Below are 16601 nucleotides of genomic sequence, written 5' to 3'. Positions count from 1 at the left end.
CCCAAAACAATGTATTCCATCTGATATATAAATTGAGGAGGAGAAACCACCATGCCTGTCAACATTCAGGTGTCGTCGACGCCGAATGAAAACGCGTTGAAATTCACACTCGACAAACCCGCCATCGAAAGCGGGCACAAGACCTATCCCAATCAGGAGGCGGCGGCGGAGTCACCCGTGGCCACGGCGCTGTTCGGTATCGAAGGCGTGGTCAGCGTGTTTCTGATGGCCGACTTCATTACCGTCACCAAACGTCCCGATGTCGGCTGGGACGTCATCCAGCCCGCCGCCGAGGCCGCCATCCAGAAAGCTTATGAATGAACGACTGATCCACGCGCCGCCCCTGGAGGCGAACGACCTGCCGTGGTTCAACGCGGCCCGGCCGCTGGACCTGCCGGACCTGAAAGGCAAGATCGTCATTCTCGACTTCTGGACGTTCTGTTGCATCAACTGCATCCACGTCATCCCGACCCTCAAGCGCATCGAGGAAAAGTTCCCCGAGCACGTGGTGGTCATCGGCGTGCACAGCCCGAAGTTCCCCGGCGAGAAGGTGACCGATAACGTCGAGCGCGCCATCCGGCGGTACGAGATCGTGCACCCGATCGTGCACGACCGCGATTTCAAAATCTGGAACCGCTACGCCATCCGCGCGTGGCCGACACTCGTGTTCATCGGCCCGGACGGGTACATCCTGGGCCAACTGCCAGGGGAGCCGAACGCGGATCTGCTGGAAGAGACGATGAACAGCCTGGTGAAGGAACTGAAGGAGAAGGGATTCCTGCAGGGCAACGCGGCGGAGTTGATCCAGCCGCCGAAACCGGAGGCGAAAAGCGAACTCAGCTTTCCCGGCAAGATCGCCTATAGCGAAAGCGACGGGGAGTTCGCCGTGGCCGACGCCAACCACAATCAGGTGGTGGTGGCGGACAGGGAAGGAACGGTCCTGCATCGCGTTGGAAGCGGGGCGGTGGGCAAGGCCGACGGCGGGTTTGAAGAGGCTTCGTTTTTCCGGCCACAGGGATTGTGTTATCAGGACGGGGTTGTGTGGGTGGCCGACACGGAGAACCACCTGCTCCGCAAAATCGACTTGAATTCAAAACAGGTGACGACGGTTGCGGGCACGGGCGAACAGGGCGGGTTTCTGCGCGACACGCATCCGGCGAAGGAGACGGCACTCAGTTCTCCGTGGGATGTGTCCCTGCATGACGGCGCGTTGTATTTCGCCAACGCCGGCACGCACCAGATCGGGCGATACCACATCGCCGCCGACACCGTCGAGCAGTTTGCAGGCACCGGCGCGGAAGCGCTTCAGGACGGCCCCCGCCTGCAGGCCCCGTTCGCCCAGCCGAGCGGGTTGACCGTGGGGGACGGCAGGCTGTTTCTCGCCGACAGCGAAACCAGCGCCATCCGTTCCATCGAGCTGGCTGGACAGGGCAAGGTGGAAACGTACGTCGGCACGGGGTTGTTCGACTTCGGCGACCGCGACGGCGTCGGTAAGGAGGCCGTGCTTCAGCATCCCCTGGGCGTGCATTACGTCGAGGGTGCGGTGTTCATCGCCGATTCGTACAATCACAAGATTCGGGTGCTGGACCTCGCTACCCACGAAGTGCATACCGTCGAGGCGTCGGTGGACATCGTGTGCGACGACAAGCGGTGCACGCGGCTGTGGGAACCGGCAGGCGTGCTCTGCCTCGACAAGGTGCTGTACGTCTCCGACACCAACAATCACCGCATTCTGAAAATAGACCTCGACACCGAAAAAACCGAAGTATTTATCGGATGAACCCGGCGGGGGCCCGGTCCGGCAATGTGGGGAACTGTGTTATGATGGCCTCCAATTTATAACCTTCGCTTTAATATTCCATGTCCGATCTCTTTACCTGGTTCGACAATTTTCTTGCACAACTGCCGCCGTTGTTGCAGTTGATTGCCGGCATTCTGGGCGGTATTGCCGTGTTCAAATTGCTCAGCTGGTTCTTCGCCCTGCTCAGGGGCGAAAACAAAACGGAATAAAAAACAGTTCGATAAAAATCAGAAAAAAGAAAAGGGCCGGCGCCCCCGCATGGAGCCGGCCCTTCCCATTTGAGGCAAGTTACTTGGAGGAGTCTTGCCAAATACACTGCCAGGTGGCAGTGCTAAGTCGGTTGCCGTTGAACGGCACCACCTTCTTGCTGCCATTTAAAGAGCAAATTGCATTCCAAAATCACGTCTTTCCTCCCCGCCTGCATCATTTCTTTTCGAGCGATTTTATAACGGCTTGATTTCATTTGGTCTGCCTTGAAAGAAGGTTTTGAGTCGATCTTAAGAATATTTGTCGAAGTCGGGATTCCCCGGAAAACGATGGATTGTCTGGCCTGATTTGAAATAAAAAATGACAAAAATGGTCAGTATGCTTGTCAAAAAATGACACGTGTTTCCTGATACAAGTTGGATGGAGGCAGTGGCTTCCCGCAAAAAAACCAGCCATCCGGGGGACCGGCGAATGCCCGAATTCGCAGGTTTCGAATGGCTGGTTGTTGAAGAGATTGAGGTCAAGATAGATGATACGGATTCAGTTATTGCGGAATTGACTGAGTTGCACCCAGGAAGCAAAGTTTTGCCCGATTTTCAAATGCCGCAAGTGGGCCTGCTGGGGTTCCCATTCACAATACTCGTGTTCCTCGGGGAACAGCTGGTTTGCCTGACTTTCAGAATACAAGTAATCCAGGTTGAATACCTCGTCCGAATTCACAACCTTTTCGTCCCATTCCGTCACCGCGGGGGGCGGCACCCTGTTTTCCTTCGAACTTGCATGGATGAAACTTTTGTAAAAAATCGCTCCGGCCATGAATGCCATGAGAATGAGAACGGCTCCAGGGTACAGGTCGAAACCTCCACTCACCTCGTCAGATTTGGAGTGCGCGCAAAACGCCAGTACGTGTTCCACGGAACAATTGAGGAAAACCAGGCTGAGTACGAGGCTGAAAATCGGGCGGCTGAGTTTCATCTTAGAATCCTTTCTGAATGACCGATCCATGTTCTGCCTGCTATAGAGCAATCCCCGTTCCAAAATTTAAGAGAATCGATATATTTTTATTCAATTATTGTTTGGGGTTTACGAATATGCTGAAAAAAGCGGGGTTAGGTCAAAAATAGAAAACGGAAAAGGGATATGAAGAAGAGAGGGCGGGGAGTGGTCCCGGGCCAAAACCCAATCCTGAGGACAAACTTCGTCACCAAAAAACGAAATTCGGGCCGGGGAGACGTAAATTGTCACAAAAGGATATCAGGATACTGGGCGGGGTTCACAGGTCGAAGCGGGTGAGGTCCCGGGCCAGCACGATTTTGCCGTTGAACTCTTTCCGGCATTGTTCCAGGACGGTTGCGTCGTCGCAGGGTGGGTAAAAGTGGGTGAGGCACAGGGTTTGGCATCTGGCTTCCCGCGCCACGCGTCCGCAAATGGAGGGAGTGGCATGCTTCTCCACTTTCATTTCGTCCGGCGTGGAGCACTCAATGATCATCAGGTCCGCGTCCTGTCCCAGCACCGCGAGGTTGGGATGGTATTCCGTGTCGCCGGAGATGGCCACGCTTTTCCCCTCGGCGTTTTCGAAGCGATAACCCCGGCTCATCTCGATATGCTGAACCCGTGCAGTGGTGACACGCAACCCGTCGTAAACCCGGGTCTCTTCATCCTGTTCCAGGATGTTCACCTGGAAGGTCTTCGGCACCAGCCAGTTGTTGAATGCGTTCATCAGAGTGTCGAAGTAGGTACGGAATCCCGGTGCGGCGATGATCGGTAGATCCTTTGTCCTCGGGTCGGCCGGATACTGACTGCCGAACAGCAGATAGACCAGGTCGCACATGTGGTCGGGGTGATGGTGGGTGAAGAAGATGCCGTCAATGTCGTGGTAGGTGATGCCGAGTCGAAGCAGCTGATGCACCGTGCCGTAACCGCAATCGACGAGGTACCGCCTGCCGTCGTTTTCCAGCAGGACACCCGCCGAGTTTCGCTTCAGATCGGGAACGGCGGTGCCGGAACCGAGGATGGTGACCTTCATGAAAGCCCCTGAAATCATTATAATAAAAAGGGTTTGGTTTGCCTTATCCCGGTAAGTATAATAAAGGAACGTTGCCGTTCAAATGAATTTCACACTCACTCAAGGTGGTTTCATGCGTTCAGGTTTCTTGCTCACGCTCCTGCTGACACTGTGGACAGGTTTGATGGGGTCTGTTGCTACGGCAGCGGATGCCCCGCGATTCCAGAAAAACGGAAACGGAACGGTGCTGGATACGCAGACGGGTCTGATGTGGCAGGCGAAGGATTCCTACCACGAACTGAAAGAGGGCATGAACTGGTACGATGCCCTGGAATACGTCAATAAGAAAAACGCCGGCAAGTTCGCCGGGTACAGCGACTGGCGTCTTCCCACAATGGATGAACTCAACGCATTGTGGGATGCACGGCGGCCTTTGAGCAGCAAGGACGGAGAACCCATCGGCCTTCCGGAGGCGTTTGAAGGCGGGGGCAGTTATTATTTGTGGAGCCGGGACGAACGCAATCTGGATCATGCCTGGTATTTCGGACTGGGACAGAACGAGGACTATTTCAACCTCAAGGACCTGGGCGACCTGGACCAGGGGGTGCGAATGGTCCGCGAGCACAAACCATGACCGGCAATGGAACGGGGGAGACCAACCCATTCATTTAGGGGGCCTCAGGCAATGAAAATTTTTTTCAAGGGTGGAACGGGGTTGTGGAACACGCTTGCGGCATTGGGCGTCCTCGCCGCATTTCTCGTTTTCGTCACCCCTGCGGGCGTGTTCTCACACGGCGAACAGAAACACGAACACGATCTGGAAAACCTGCCGGACAAACCGGAGGGCATGATCCAGTTTGAAGGTGAAGGCAAGGGCACCCCCACGCCCGGATCGGAATACATGGAACCGGCCCCCAAGGACGACATGAAGATGGATCACGGCGGCCACGACATGGGTATGGATCATGGCGGCCATGATATGGGACACGATATGGGCCACGGCGGTCATGACATGGGTCACGACATGCACGGTGGCGGACAAAAGGACCCGTTCCTCACCCGTGGTGAGCACGATCTGTCCAACATCCAGCAGCCGCAGACGAAAAGTCAGGCTTTACTGGCCCGCGGTCGCAACATCTACCTGCACATGTGCGTGTTCTGTCACGGCAAGGACGGTAACGGCGGCGGCGAGGCGGTGGATTACCTTTATCCCTGGCCGCGCGATTTCCGCAAAGGCATCTTCAAATTCCGCTCGACGCCCACCGGCAGCCTGCCGCGCGACGAAGACCTGTACCGTACCATCATCAAGGGTGTGCCCAACACCTCCATGCCCGCATGGGAAGCGGCTCTGTCTCCGCAGGACACCTGGGCGCTGGTCAACATGATCAAGAGCTTTTCCGACCGCTTCCGCAAGGAACCAGCCGGACCGCAGATCGAGATCCCCAAGCCGCCGGAACCGACGGCCGGGATGATCGCACGCGGCAAGGAATTGTTCGACGAGCATAAATGCGACGACTGCCACGGCATGTCCCTCAAGGGTGACGGCAAACTGGCGGGTTCACTGAAAGACGCGTGGAAGCACGCCGTGTTCGTTCACGACATTTCCAATCCCAATTACCTGAAGTCGGGCCGCCGACCGGAGGACCTGTTCCGAACGCTGTCCACCGGCCTGGACGGCACGCCGATGAACTCCTACGCTCACCTGCCGGAGAAAGACCGCTGGGCGCTGGTGCATTTCATCCGTTCGAAATTCACCAAAGAGTTTGAGAAGGGCGAGTTCGAAACCGATGTGTATTCGTTCTATGTGCCTTACGAGCTGGACACCGATCCGGAAAGCCCGGTCTGGGAGCAGGCGAAAACCACGAACATCGTGCTTCGGCCCCTGTCGGCGCGGCGTGATGCGGTGGAGGTGATCCGCTTCCAGTCGGTGAACAACGGCAAGCAATTGGCCATCCGTCTTCGGTGGAAGGACACCACCAAGGACGGTTTCGTCGAGAACCGGGGCGATGTGTTCCGCGACGGCGGTGCAGTGCAGTTGGCGCTGGGGGATGTGACCCTTCACACGCACGGCCACAACGAACCGTTCTTTGGCATGGGCAACCGCGGCAAGCCGGTCAACATCTGGCACTGGAAAGCCGGGCTCGAAGAGACGCTGGAAGCGACGGAGGATTCCGAGTACTCCACAGGTGGCGTGGACATGGATGCGCTCATCTTCGGTGGCACCATGACCAACCCCGTCGTCAAACTGGGAACCACCCAGCAGAACACGGTGGAGGAATTGAACGGCGAAGGCTTCGGCACACTCACACCGCAACCCAAAGATCAGCAAAACGTCCTGGGATACGGTGTCTGGGAGGACGGCGAATGGAGCGTGGTGTTCCTGCGCGACATGGACACCGCCGGTAAGTGGGATGCCAACCTCAATAAAGAAGAGCCGATCCTCGTCGCCTTTGCGGTGTGGGACGGCAAGAAGGAAGACCGCAACGGGCGCAAGGTGGTCAGCGTGTGGCAGAGGTTGAACGTCCTCAAGGAAAACGCCACCCAGCAGGGGGGTTGATTGCGCTCCGTGCCGTGCACAATGGCGGCGTGGATCGCAGGCGGGTTGTTTTGGGGATGTGCCGTGTTCTCCATCGCGCAACCCCCGGTCGGTGTGGGTGAATTGAGTTTTCTCATCGATTCACACCTGCCCAAACCGGATCCCGCCGGCCGCGTCGATCAGTTGAAACCGTTCCAGATGCAACTGCCGCTGGGCGAATCCGGCGCGCCCACCACCTTCCTCATCCCCGGGTTTGAAAATTACGAATGCGGGCGTTGCCACCAGCCTGCCGAACTGGTGGAAAAGGCGCACTCCCGCATGCAGTGGGCGCTGGCACGGCTGAAGGAAATGATGCCGGAAGTTCGCGAGATACCGGTTAAACAGTACATCATCCAGCCCTACGAAGACCCTCTCCTCAAGGAAGGCCAACTGGCCCACGCCACGTTCGATACCATCCGCATTTTTCCCGCTTCGATCCTGATCGATGAAAAAGCCTACGGACGCGCCACACACGTTCACGAAGCCCTGCACCTGTCGCAACCGTTTCTCGGTCATGTCAATGAACTGGAAGCGTATGGACTGAATGCACGGACCGATCCGCGGTTCCTGCTCCTCAACTACCCGTATTTCGAGGAAGTCATGCGCGCGTTCTTTGTTCCGGAACTGGACGACATTCTGAATGCCTACTTCCAGCGCGGCACCAAGGACGAACTGCGCGTGCCGCGCGAGGTGCAGTGGTTTCTTGGCGAGTTCGATAACGATGCCCTCGACCGTCTGCGCGCCGGGATGAAAGGGATGACGCCGGTGTTGAAGGAAGCGAGCCGTCTTTACCGGGCACATCCGCTGGAGGCGGCGTACTGGAGCGAGCGCACCGGCATCCGTTCCCTGATGCTCGACATCGCCGCGGCCCGCACACTGGACTTGCCGCCTGCGGCGGTGGAAGGCGAGAGATTGCGGCAGGCAATGGACCTGTTCGAACTGCAATTCGAAAAAGACGACAACACCCGCCTGGGCTACATCATCGACCGCAAGAAAGAATCCCAGATGCACCTCAAACACGGCATGCACGTCAAGGAGGCGCGCGACCGGTCGGTGCTTTATTTTCATTACCTCAAGCAACGGTTTGTGGACGGAGACGGCAATGTCGATTTGACCGTGCCGGAACGGGCGCAAAAGGATTTTTCAGATTTCGTGAATGCGAAATTGAAAGGGATTGAGGAGCTGCTTGCCCAGCCGGGGATGACCGAGGTGGAGCGGCAGGCGGGGAACCAGTGGGTTAAGAGCATCCGCCAAATTAAAAACCCCCGGTGATTGAACACCGGGGGTTAAAAATTCATCTGGCGCCGGTCGGAACCGGGACCATGAAAATCAGATGCGTTCGCTCGGTGTGACCAGAGCCGGACCTTTCACGTGGTCGGCCAGGGTCTCCTGCTGAACCTTGTCCTGCAGTTTGATCAGCGCGTCGATCACCATCTCCGGCCGCGGCGGACATCCGGGGATGTACACGTCCACCGGGATGAGGGTGTCGATGCCCATCACCGTGGCGTAGTTGTCGTAGAACCCGCCGGACACCGTGCACACGCCGTAGGCGACGACCCATTTCGGTTCCGCCATCTGGTTGTACACCTTAACGAGGATCGGCGCCTGCTTGTGGCTGATGGTGCCGACCACCATCAACAGGTCCGCCTGGCGCGGCGAGAAACGCGGGAAGGCGGCGCCGAAGCGGTCCAGGTCGTAACGCGGACCGGCCACGGACATGAACTCCATGCCGCAACACGCTGTAATAAAAGGGTATATGAAGAAAGAGTATTTGCGTGCCCAGTTCACGGCCTGGGTCATCTGGGTCACGATGACGTTATTGCCGAGGCTGAACTCAAGTTCAGACTGACTTAAATTAGCCATTACAAAAAGACTCCTAAAATCGATGCATTCAGGTTAGAATATTGGGCACAATATAGCAGAGAATGGCCCGGAACACCAATAAAACAGCCCCTTTTCATTGAATTTTTGAGGGCGTTCGGGGCCGCCCCGGACGCATTCCGGTTTTAGCGATCTGTGGCCTTATCTGCTTCAAATTGTGGACTCAACAGGTGCACGGCCGTGGGCCGCCGCGCCTCGAAATCATAGATGGAATCTTAGGAGGTCAATTTCCCATGGACATGTCGTTGAACAAGGAAGCCCGGGGTCAGAACCGGGGCTTCGAGGAATCGGTGGAGATCGTCAAGGCGGATCTCAGCAAGGACGGCAAGACACTGGACATCACAGCGGTCTATCTGAAGGAGTTCGGCGCCAAGGACCTGGCCAACATGGATTTCCTGGAAGGGCTGACCACGCTGGAGATGGGCACGAACCTGATCGGCCCCAAAGGAATGAAGTCCATCGCGCGGTCGCCGTACCTGAAGAACCTGACGTCCCTCAACCTGTTTTACAACAAGATCGGCAACGAGGGAGTCAAGTACCTGGCCACCTCCGACAACCTGGTGAGCCTGAAAAGCCTCACATTGTCGGACAACGACATCACCGACGAGGGCGCGAAGTACCTGGCAAAGTTCCTGCCGCTGTTCACCAACTTACTGCGGCTGGACATGCGCCTCAACAAGATCAAGGAAGAGGGCAAGAACGCCCTGCGTGAGATTCAGCCGAAGACCACCATCAAGCAGCTGCTCCTCGACAAAGAGGAAGGCTTCCAGGTCAAAACCAGCGGCCATCTCTAAAATAGAATTTTCGATCGACCCCACCCGGCCCGGCACTCTGTGCGTGCCCCCTGGTGAGGGGGAGGGAATATTAAGGACCCGCTTTTGGCGCAACCGGCCTTTGGGCTTCACGCCGCATGCAACGGCACGCTTTCCGGATCGAACAGCGTCCTCCCGTCTTCCAGCCGGATGCCCGCGAGCGGCAGGGTCGCCTTCAACTGAAGGCCGTTGTACACCACGTTCCACAACCCGCTTCCCAGTTCGCCCACGTTTTCCACCAGCTGGTGCAACTCGTCATGGCGGATCACCGCAAACAGGTCCAGCCCCGTCACCGCCCAGCGGATGTTCACCTCCAGGCAACGCCGGTAAAACCCCAGTTCCCATTGAACGTCTTTCAAGTTGCGTCGTAACGGATGCGCTTTGCGCGCCTCAGGGAACAGCGCTTCGAACTGCTTTTCGATGCCGCGCGCCGGGAAGCCGGTGAACAGGAACCCCACTCCCCGCCAGTGCAGTCGGCGCAGGCGCAGGATATAATCGTTGACGCGGTCCACGAGGTCGCCGGAGATGGCGGAACCCAGCAACAGCGTGGCGTGTTCGGTCGTTTTCAACTGGTTGATGCCGGACAGGTCGCGGAACAACTCGCGCAGGAAGGTGTTGAGGTTGGCGACGGTGACCGGGTCGCCGGGCGTCCGGGTTTCTTTCAACGAATGCCGCTCGACGTCGAGGTTGCGGTCGGTGGTCTCGTAGAAATTGATCTCCGGCAGGTCGAGCAGTTTTTCGAACGTGCCGGGAGACAGCGCCACATCGATCCCGGCATGGTCTATCAGCCAGCCGCGCAGGCGGCGCATCTTCTGCACCTCGCGCAGGGTTTCGATGAGGAGTTCAATCGGTTCTCCCGACGCCTCGAACGGAGCGAGGTCGGTGTCCTTGCCGAGGATTTTTCCGAGTACGCGTTTGGGATCTTTCATGACACAAAGCGTGAAGCCAACGGGCTGATACGTTTGTTGCGAATGAGGGTTGGTGGGCGCGGGTCAAAGGCCGTTCGTCCGTGGAGACCGGCTTTGCCCGGACAGGCTGGGGGCATCGTTCGCCACAGGAATTTCGTGCTGTTGCCCGGGCCCGGCCGGGTCAGAGGTCGTCGAAGCCGCGGACGACCACGCGCAGGTCCGGATGGACGCTCCGCTGCAGGATGTTCTGCATCGCCGACAGCGTGCTCGACTGCGACTTGGAACAGCTGCCGCACGCCCCCTGGTACTGGATGAAGACCACGTCGCCGTCGACGTCTTTCACCAGGATGCCGCCGCCGTCCTGCGCCAGCGCCGGGCGCACGCCCTCGTCCATGAACGCGTCGATGATCTCGCGTTTCGTTTCGTCGTCGTAGTCCATGAACTTCTCCAGGTCCACGTCGTCGAGAATGGATTTCTCCGGTTCGCCCGTTCCCCCGTCCTCGTAAGGCACCAAGTGCTCTTCGATGGTCTGGATGAAGGGATCGAACATGTCTTCCCACTCGTCCGGGCTGAGGAGGGTGATGGAGACGAAACGGTCTTTAATGTATAGAAAATCCACCACGCCGAAATCGAAGATTTCCTTGGCGAAGGGGTCGGACTCCGCTTCTTCCGCGTTGTTGTAAGCGCGGGAGCCGTCCTTGATGATGACGCTGTCCACCACGAATTTGAACGCCGAGGAATTCGGCGTCGGTTCGGTGGCGATGACGTTGAATTTTTTGGTGTGGGCCATGTCGGGTCGATCTATATGTAAAGTGAATTGAAGTTACGTTAAAAGGAACGCACCGGGCGGCTCCGGATACCCGTCAACCTTATCATACCTGTAGTTCGAAACCCTTTAAAAATCGGGGGAACCCGGGTGAAAAGGAGGGCAGGGCCGACCGGTCCTGTACTTCTTTAGATGCGGGGCGGCGGCGGGCGATTCGGCGGGGCCGACGATTGTTTGATTTTTGGCCAAAAACTGCTACATTTGGACGCCGCCGGGGTTTGGCCCCGATGCCTGGCACACCATTGAAGTTTCGCCCATGAGCCGTTTCCCTGTTGTGTTCCCCCGGGGGTTCGTTCGAATGGGCGGTTGAGACTCCCACAAAGACAAAACATGCCGGGGTGGTGGAACGGTTTACACAGTGGACTTAAAATCCATGCCCTGAAAGGGGTTGCGGGTTCGAATCCCGCCCCCGGCACCAATTTGAGTTTTCAGCCCCGCAAAACCTTCAGCAAGTTATCTTTCCAACCCCAGGTTGAATCCGATCGTGGACCATGCGGCGACCCGCCCTGGTGTTTCTTTTCCAGACTTCTTCAAGGCGTTGTAGGTGAAAAGTCGGGTTTACCGGATCTCACCTGAAGCGTCTAGCGAAAGCCAGAGATTGGGAAAATGTTATTTTTCCACCAAGTCATGAGGCGGGCAGAAACCCGTACCGGGCGTAGGCGGTTGGTTGTAATCGACAACTTGAAAGCACTGTTTTTCTTCGAGGTAATGGATGGCCCCGTCATTACTGGAGAAATCAAAACACTTCGCAAACCCGGATTTTTGCCAGTCGAACTCGAAAGACTGGCGGCAGGCTTTTTCCAAACGGTCGAACACGGATCGATGTATTTTCAGCCTGCCCCTGTTGTAGGTCGGCGTGGCATAGGCGGGAAGGTTCCGGTTGCGGTTGCGGTAGATGAAACGGAACCAGCCGCTTTCGGGATCGTGCGTGCGCCCGTAGGGATCAGCGTACACCCGGGTGTTTTCCGGAACGAGTTGGTAGAGTTCGATCTGGTTCAGCATCCAGTTGAAGGAGACGCCGTTGATGTCGGTGTCGTTGTAACCGCCGCCGATATCCGAATGTGCGCCGGCGAACCACACTTCCTCCACCACGCTGTTCAGGTCCTTGGCAACACAGTTTTCTACCAGGTGGGCATGTGTTAACAGAATGGGAGTGAAAATGCGGGCGCGGTCGTCATCGATCGACATCGCGTGCGCGGCTTTGTCCACGTTGCACAGCTGATCGACGTAACGGGGATTGGGAAAGGTGAAGTCTTCTTCATAGTCGGGAAGTCCGAGTGCTTCCACCGTATCCCACAGGCCCATGAAGCGGACGTTCACCGGTTGCGGGGTGATACCGGTTTCTTCCTTCACTTCCTGACGCCGTTCTGTGACGGTCATGTCCCCCTTGAAAGCGGAGTAGATGTCCTCTATGAAATCCATCTGGTCCGCTTCGGGAACCGCATTCAAATCCGGGATGCCCACGGTATAAAGGAGCCCGGCCAGAATGCGCGCCGCGTAAGCGCCGCGGCTGAATCCGAAAAGATAGACTTCGTCTCCCCGCCCGGGCCGGTAGTTGCGGGCCAGAAACAGGTAGGCCTCCCGCACGTCCCTCCCGATTCCCCAGCCCATTCCCATACCGATGACTTTTGCCCCCGTTCCCACGCCGACGATGTAAGTGGTGTGAAGGTCGGTCCGGTTCTGCAGGGTGACGAGGTTGTGAAGCTTGGCGATGCTCGTGTGACTGCTTTCGTCGTTATGGGTGCCGTCCAAAAACACCACCAGTTTTCTTTTCGCGGTGATGTCCGGCGTGAAAGGCGTGTGGTTGACGGGCGGCGTGTGGGAACAACTGACGAGCAGGGGGAGCGTCAATGCGAGCAGGGTGAAATGAAGCAAACGGGTCATGGGCGCTTTCCGGGCGGTGGACATGGAAATCAGGGGTCAATTGAATCAGGTCAGGCAGGCATCTTTATACCATGTCCGAACTGAATACGGAAAAACCTCTCCGGGACTTTTCCGGGGCAGATTCCATTTCCGCCCGTCGTACCCGCCTTTTACATTGCTATACGAAAAATTCCAGGATGCGCCTGCCCGATTGACAAGTTGTGGGAGGAGGGGGTAGAGTAAGGGTACCGAAATCAGTCGTTTAAATTTTTTTGCCGTTAACTTTCGCTTTGTTTTCGCCTATGTGGGTGCCGCTCAATTGTCACAGTGTCTATTCCTTCATGCAGGGCACGGCGTGGATCGAGGACCTCGCCCGCACCGCCGCGCGCATGGGGTGTCCGGCGCTGGCGCTCACCGACACCAACGGGACTTACGGCGCGGTCGCGTTTCAGAAAGCGGCGCAGGCGGCGGGCATTCGACCCATTTTCGGCGCGGAGGTGACCGATCCCGCAACCGGTTCCCACGCGGTCCTGCTGGCGAAAACCCTCGCGGGTTACGGCGAGGTCTGCCGCGTCGTCACCGACCGCCAGCTCGACAAGAACTTCTCCCTGGCGGAGCGGTTGCAGCACTGCGGCGATGCGGTCGTCATCCTGAGTCCCGACCTCGGCGTGATCGATGCGGTCGCCCGCGCGCGCGGGAGCGGCAACCTCGGTATCGAGTGGATCCGCTGGCGCACGGGCACGCGTCATGACATCGACGTCTGGGAGTTTTCGCGCCGGCACGGCATCCCGCTGGTCGCTTCCAATCGCATCTTCTTTCTAAAACCGGAGGACGGGCACACGCACCGGCTGGTGACGGCGATCCGCGAAAACCGCCTGCTCGATGCGCTGCCGCCGGAAAGCACCGCCAGTCCCGAAGCGTGGTTCAAAAGTCCGCAGGCGATGAAGCGCCTGTTCCGCTACTGCCCGCAGGCGCTCGACAACACACTGCGCGTGGCGGAGCAGTGCGACGTGACCCTGCCCGTCGGCCAGCTTCAGCATCCACCGTTCCCCCTGCCGGAAGGCATCACCCACGCCCGCCGCCTGCGCGAGCTGGCGTGGCAGAAGGCGCGGCGCCGGTACCGCCCTCTCACCCGCGCCGTCCGCGACCGCCTCGAATACGAGCTCGGCATCATCGAACGCATGGACTTCGCTTCGTACTTCCTGCTGGTGTGGGACATCGTCGAGGAGGCGCATCGCCGGGGCATCCTCACCGTGGGGCGCGGTTCGGCGGCGAACAGCCTGGTGTGCCGCGTGCTGGGCATCACGGAAGTCGATCCCATCCGCCACAACCTGTACTTCGAACGTTTCCTCAATCTCGAGCGCTCGGACTTCCCGGACATCGACATCGATTTCCCGTGGAACCGCCGCGATGAAATGATCCAGTACGTGTTCGACCGTTATGGATCGGAGCACGTCGCGCTCATCTCGTCGCACATCCACATGCGCGGGCGCTCGACGCTGCGCGAGGTGGGCAAGGCGCTGGGCCTGGCCGCCGTGGACATCGACAAACTCACCCGCAACCTGCCGCACTCGGCGCACGTGGACCGTCTCGACGCCGTGCGCGACGCGGTGCCGGAATGCCGCGACCTGCCTCTGGATGAGGAACCGTACAGGAGCGTCATCGAGCAGGCGGCGAAGGTGGAAGGCGTGCCGCGTCACCTGTCCATCCACTGCGGCGGCATCGTGGTCAGCCCCGGACGCATCACCGACCTGGTGCCGTTGCAGAACACGCCGAAGGGATTCGTGGTGACGCAACTCGACATGTACCCGGTGGAAGACCTCGGCCTGCTCAAGATCGACCTGCTCTCGCAGAAGGGGCTGGCGGTGGAGATCGATACCGTACGCTGGGTGCGGGAGTGGTATGGTGCGGCGCCGGACTTCGACCGCATCGATCCCGTGACCGACGACAAAACGCGCACGCTCATCATGCGGGGCGACACCATCGGCTGTTTCTACATCGAGTCGCCCAGCATGCGCAACCTGTTGCAGAAGCTCAGGGTGGATTCGTTCGAGGAACTCACCGCCGCCAGTTCCATCATCCGTCCCGGCGTGGCGAGCAGCGGCATGATGCAGGCGTACATCCGCCGTCACAACGGCAGGGAGCCGGTGACGTACCTGCACCCGAAGCTGGAGGCGGTGCTCGCCGAGACCTGCGGTATCATGATTTACCAGGAGGACGTCATCAAGGTGGCGCACGCCATCGCCGGCATGGGACTGGGCGAGGCGGAGGGACTGCGCAAGTGCATGAGCAAGAAACGCGACTGGGAACGCATGGAGACCTATCGCGAACGGTTCCTCTCCGGCGCGAAGCGGAACGGGGTGGCGGACGACACGGCACTCGAAATCTGGCGGCAGATCGAAAGCTTCGCAGGCTACTCGTTCTGCAAGGCGCACAGCGCGTCGTTCGCCTTGGAGTCGTACCGTGCCGCGTACCTGAAAGCGCACTACCCGGCGGCGTTCATGGCGGCGGTGCTTTCGAACGAAGGCGGTTTCTACGATGCCTGCGCCTACACGGAAGAAGCCCGGCGGCTGGGACTCGACATCCTTCCCCCGCACGTCAATCACAGCCAATATCATTTTACTGCCGAGCGTGTCGATGCGGTGCGCGTGGGGTTGATGCAGGTGAAGGGACTGAGCCGCGACGGCATCGAGTCCATCCTGCACGCGCGGGAGGTGCGGCGGTTCGACACGTTGCACGATTTCATGGAGCGGGTTTCGTTGGAGGAGCCGGAGTTCGACGCGTTGATCTACTGCGGCGCGCTGGACGGGCTGGGGCCGTCGCGTCCGGTCATGCTGTGCGAGATGATGAAGTGGTGCCGCAACCTGCCCCGGAAGAAAAACGGATCACAGAAGCCGTTGCCGCTGGCCCGTGGCGGGAGGCGCTGGGCGGTGCCGGCATTGCGGGAATACGACGCGCAGGCGTGCGGCCTGGCGGAGCTGGAGACGCTGGAACTGATGGTGAAGGCGCACCCGATGTCCCTGTTCGGCGTCACCGAGAAGACCTGGCCCAGAGGATTCATCCCGGCGAAAGACCTCGCCACCACGCGCCGCAAGTTCGTGACCATGATCGGGTTGCTCGTGACGTACAAATCGACGCGCACGACGAAAGGCGAACTCATGAAGTTCGTCAGCCTGGAAGACCCGACGGGGATTTTTGAAGTGACCCTGTTCCCGAAAGTTTACAGGAAGTACGGTCACCTGCTCCGCGACAAGGGACCGTTCATCGTGAAGGGGCAGGTGGAAGAGGACAGCGGAAACCGCACGCTGACGGCGCTGTGGGTGAGTGACGGATGGCAAGCGGAATGATCAAAGGGAGTTTCAATCTAGCCGGCCCCGGAAATAAAACTTGAGTCCCATCCCGAAGTGATGGATGTCGAACCGCTTGGGTGTGAACGCGTCGCAGTCCGGAGCCCATGCTCCGAAAATTCGTTCCGGTCCTCCCTGTGGTGTCCAGATTCACCCTGCCAGGTTCCGGTACAGGCAGCAGTGGACCGGGTCGCCGTGATTTTCTACGCAAAAACTTTGCCAGCCCCATCTTTGGAACTTGGGTCTAACCTTAATATAACTAATTGATTTAATTGCTATAATTATAATTATTAATCTTTTCTTAAAATTATTTAAAAACATTTGACAAACAATAGAAATAAGGCGTATTCTTTCCTTAATAAATAACCCAACCTTT

The 16601-nt window shown here is 58.3% G+C and carries 14 protein-coding genes and 1 tRNA gene; 10 read left to right on the top strand and 5 right to left on the bottom strand.

All coding sequences use genetic code 11. The annotated features are described in order from the left end of the window. The first annotated feature begins 51 nt into the window (after nt 1–51). The 4 genes from ACTRW9_RS00655 to ACTRW9_RS00640 all read left to right on the top strand — a co-directional run bounded on the left by ACTRW9_RS00655 (nt 52) and on the right by ACTRW9_RS00640 (nt 3004). On the top strand, nt 52–321 hold the full coding sequence (locus tag ACTRW9_RS00655) for a NifU N-terminal domain-containing protein (RefSeq protein ID WP_442426468.1): 270 nt from the start codon (nt 52–54) through the stop codon (nt 319–321). Next, entirely contained in the window at nt 314–1780 is a 1467-nt protein-coding gene (locus ACTRW9_RS00650; protein ID WP_442427918.1) for a thioredoxin-like domain-containing protein, read from the top strand. Before ACTRW9_RS00655 ends, ACTRW9_RS00650 begins: the two co-directional genes overlap by 8 nt. An 80-nt stretch (nt 1781–1860) precedes the next feature. Then, the gene (locus ACTRW9_RS00645; RefSeq protein WP_442427917.1) at nt 1861–2010 is read left to right on the top strand and encodes a hypothetical protein; all 150 of its coding nucleotides are present in this window, start codon (nt 1861–1863) and stop codon (nt 2008–2010) included. A gap of 427 nt (nt 2011–2437) precedes the next feature. Beyond that, on the top strand, nt 2438–3004 hold the full coding sequence (locus ACTRW9_RS00640) for a hypothetical protein (RefSeq protein WP_442427916.1): 567 nt from the start codon (nt 2438–2440) through the stop codon (nt 3002–3004). 277 nt (nt 3005–3281) lie between these two features. Here ACTRW9_RS00640 and ACTRW9_RS00635 read toward each other — a convergent pair whose 3' ends face one another. After that, nucleotides 3282–4034: an MBL fold metallo-hydrolase gene (locus ACTRW9_RS00635; RefSeq protein ID WP_442427915.1), complete on the bottom strand. Its 753-nt coding sequence runs from the start codon at nt 4032–4034 to the stop codon at nt 3282–3284. 112 nt (nt 4035–4146) lie between these two features. Between ACTRW9_RS00635 and ACTRW9_RS00630 the strand changes: the two genes are divergently transcribed. From ACTRW9_RS00630 to ACTRW9_RS00620, 3 genes are read left to right on the top strand one after another with little or no spacing between them, the layout of a single operon-like run. After that, complete coding sequence (locus tag ACTRW9_RS00630; RefSeq protein WP_442427914.1) at nt 4147–4647, top strand: DUF1566 domain-containing protein; 501 nt, start codon at nt 4147–4149, stop codon at nt 4645–4647. 51 nt (nt 4648–4698) lie between these two features. Next, nucleotides 4699–6570 carry an ethylbenzene dehydrogenase-related protein gene (locus ACTRW9_RS00625; RefSeq protein ID WP_442427913.1) on the top strand — a complete coding sequence of 624 codons (1872 nt, stop codon included), beginning with the start codon at nt 4699–4701 and terminating at the stop codon, nt 6568–6570. Between the two features lie 9 nt (nt 6571–6579). Beyond that, a complete protein-coding gene (locus ACTRW9_RS00620) occupies nt 6580–7860 on the top strand; it encodes a hypothetical protein (protein ID WP_442427912.1) in 1281 nt (426 codons plus the stop codon). Between the two features lie 57 nt (nt 7861–7917). Here ACTRW9_RS00620 and nuoB read toward each other — a convergent pair whose 3' ends face one another. Further along, nucleotides 7918–8451 carry an NADH-quinone oxidoreductase subunit NuoB gene (nuoB, locus tag ACTRW9_RS00615; protein ID WP_442426460.1) on the bottom strand — a complete coding sequence of 178 codons (534 nt, stop codon included), beginning with the start codon at nt 8449–8451 and terminating at the stop codon, nt 7918–7920. A 251-nt stretch (nt 8452–8702) separates the two neighbouring features. On the opposite strand from nuoB, the gene ACTRW9_RS00610 reads away from it, so the two are divergent. Continuing rightward, nucleotides 8703–9263: a hypothetical protein gene (locus ACTRW9_RS00610; RefSeq protein WP_442427911.1), complete on the top strand. Its 561-nt coding sequence runs from the start codon at nt 8703–8705 to the stop codon at nt 9261–9263. Nucleotides 9264–9370: 107 nt separating this feature from the next. Here the strand turns inward: ACTRW9_RS00610 and ACTRW9_RS00605 are convergent, their stop codons facing one another. Both ACTRW9_RS00605 and ACTRW9_RS00600 read right to left on the bottom strand, forming a co-directional pair. Next, entirely contained in the window at nt 9371–10210 is an 840-nt protein-coding gene (locus ACTRW9_RS00605; RefSeq protein WP_442427910.1) for a hypothetical protein, read from the bottom strand. 160 nt (nt 10211–10370) lie between these two features. Continuing rightward, entirely contained in the window at nt 10371–10979 is a 609-nt protein-coding gene (locus tag ACTRW9_RS00600) for a NifU family protein (protein WP_442426457.1), read from the bottom strand. Nucleotides 10980–11347: 368 nt separating this feature from the next. On the opposite strand from ACTRW9_RS00600, the gene ACTRW9_RS00595 reads away from it, so the two are divergent. Further along, nucleotides 11348–11433: transfer RNA gene (locus ACTRW9_RS00595), tRNA-Leu, on the top strand. Between the two features lie 191 nt (nt 11434–11624). On the opposite strand, the gene ACTRW9_RS00590 is transcribed toward ACTRW9_RS00595, so the two are convergent. Beyond that, a complete protein-coding gene (locus tag ACTRW9_RS00590) occupies nt 11625–12899 on the bottom strand; it encodes a T6SS phospholipase effector Tle1-like catalytic domain-containing protein (protein WP_442427909.1) in 1275 nt (424 codons plus the stop codon). Nucleotides 12900–13180: 281 nt separating this feature from the next. Between ACTRW9_RS00590 and ACTRW9_RS00585 the strand changes: the two genes are divergently transcribed. Beyond that, entirely contained in the window at nt 13181–16225 is a 3045-nt protein-coding gene (locus ACTRW9_RS00585; RefSeq protein ID WP_442427908.1) for a DNA polymerase III subunit alpha, read from the top strand. The last annotated feature ends 376 nt before the right edge of the window (nt 16226–16601 follow it).

Origin of the sequence: Nitrospina sp. 32_T5 (genome assembly GCF_052156635.1) — a bacterium.
GTDB lineage: Bacteria > Nitrospinota > Nitrospinia > Nitrospinales > Nitrospinaceae > Nitrospina.
The sequence above is the reverse complement of the archived record's forward strand: the minus strand, read 5'-3'. Positions and strand labels throughout refer to the sequence as shown.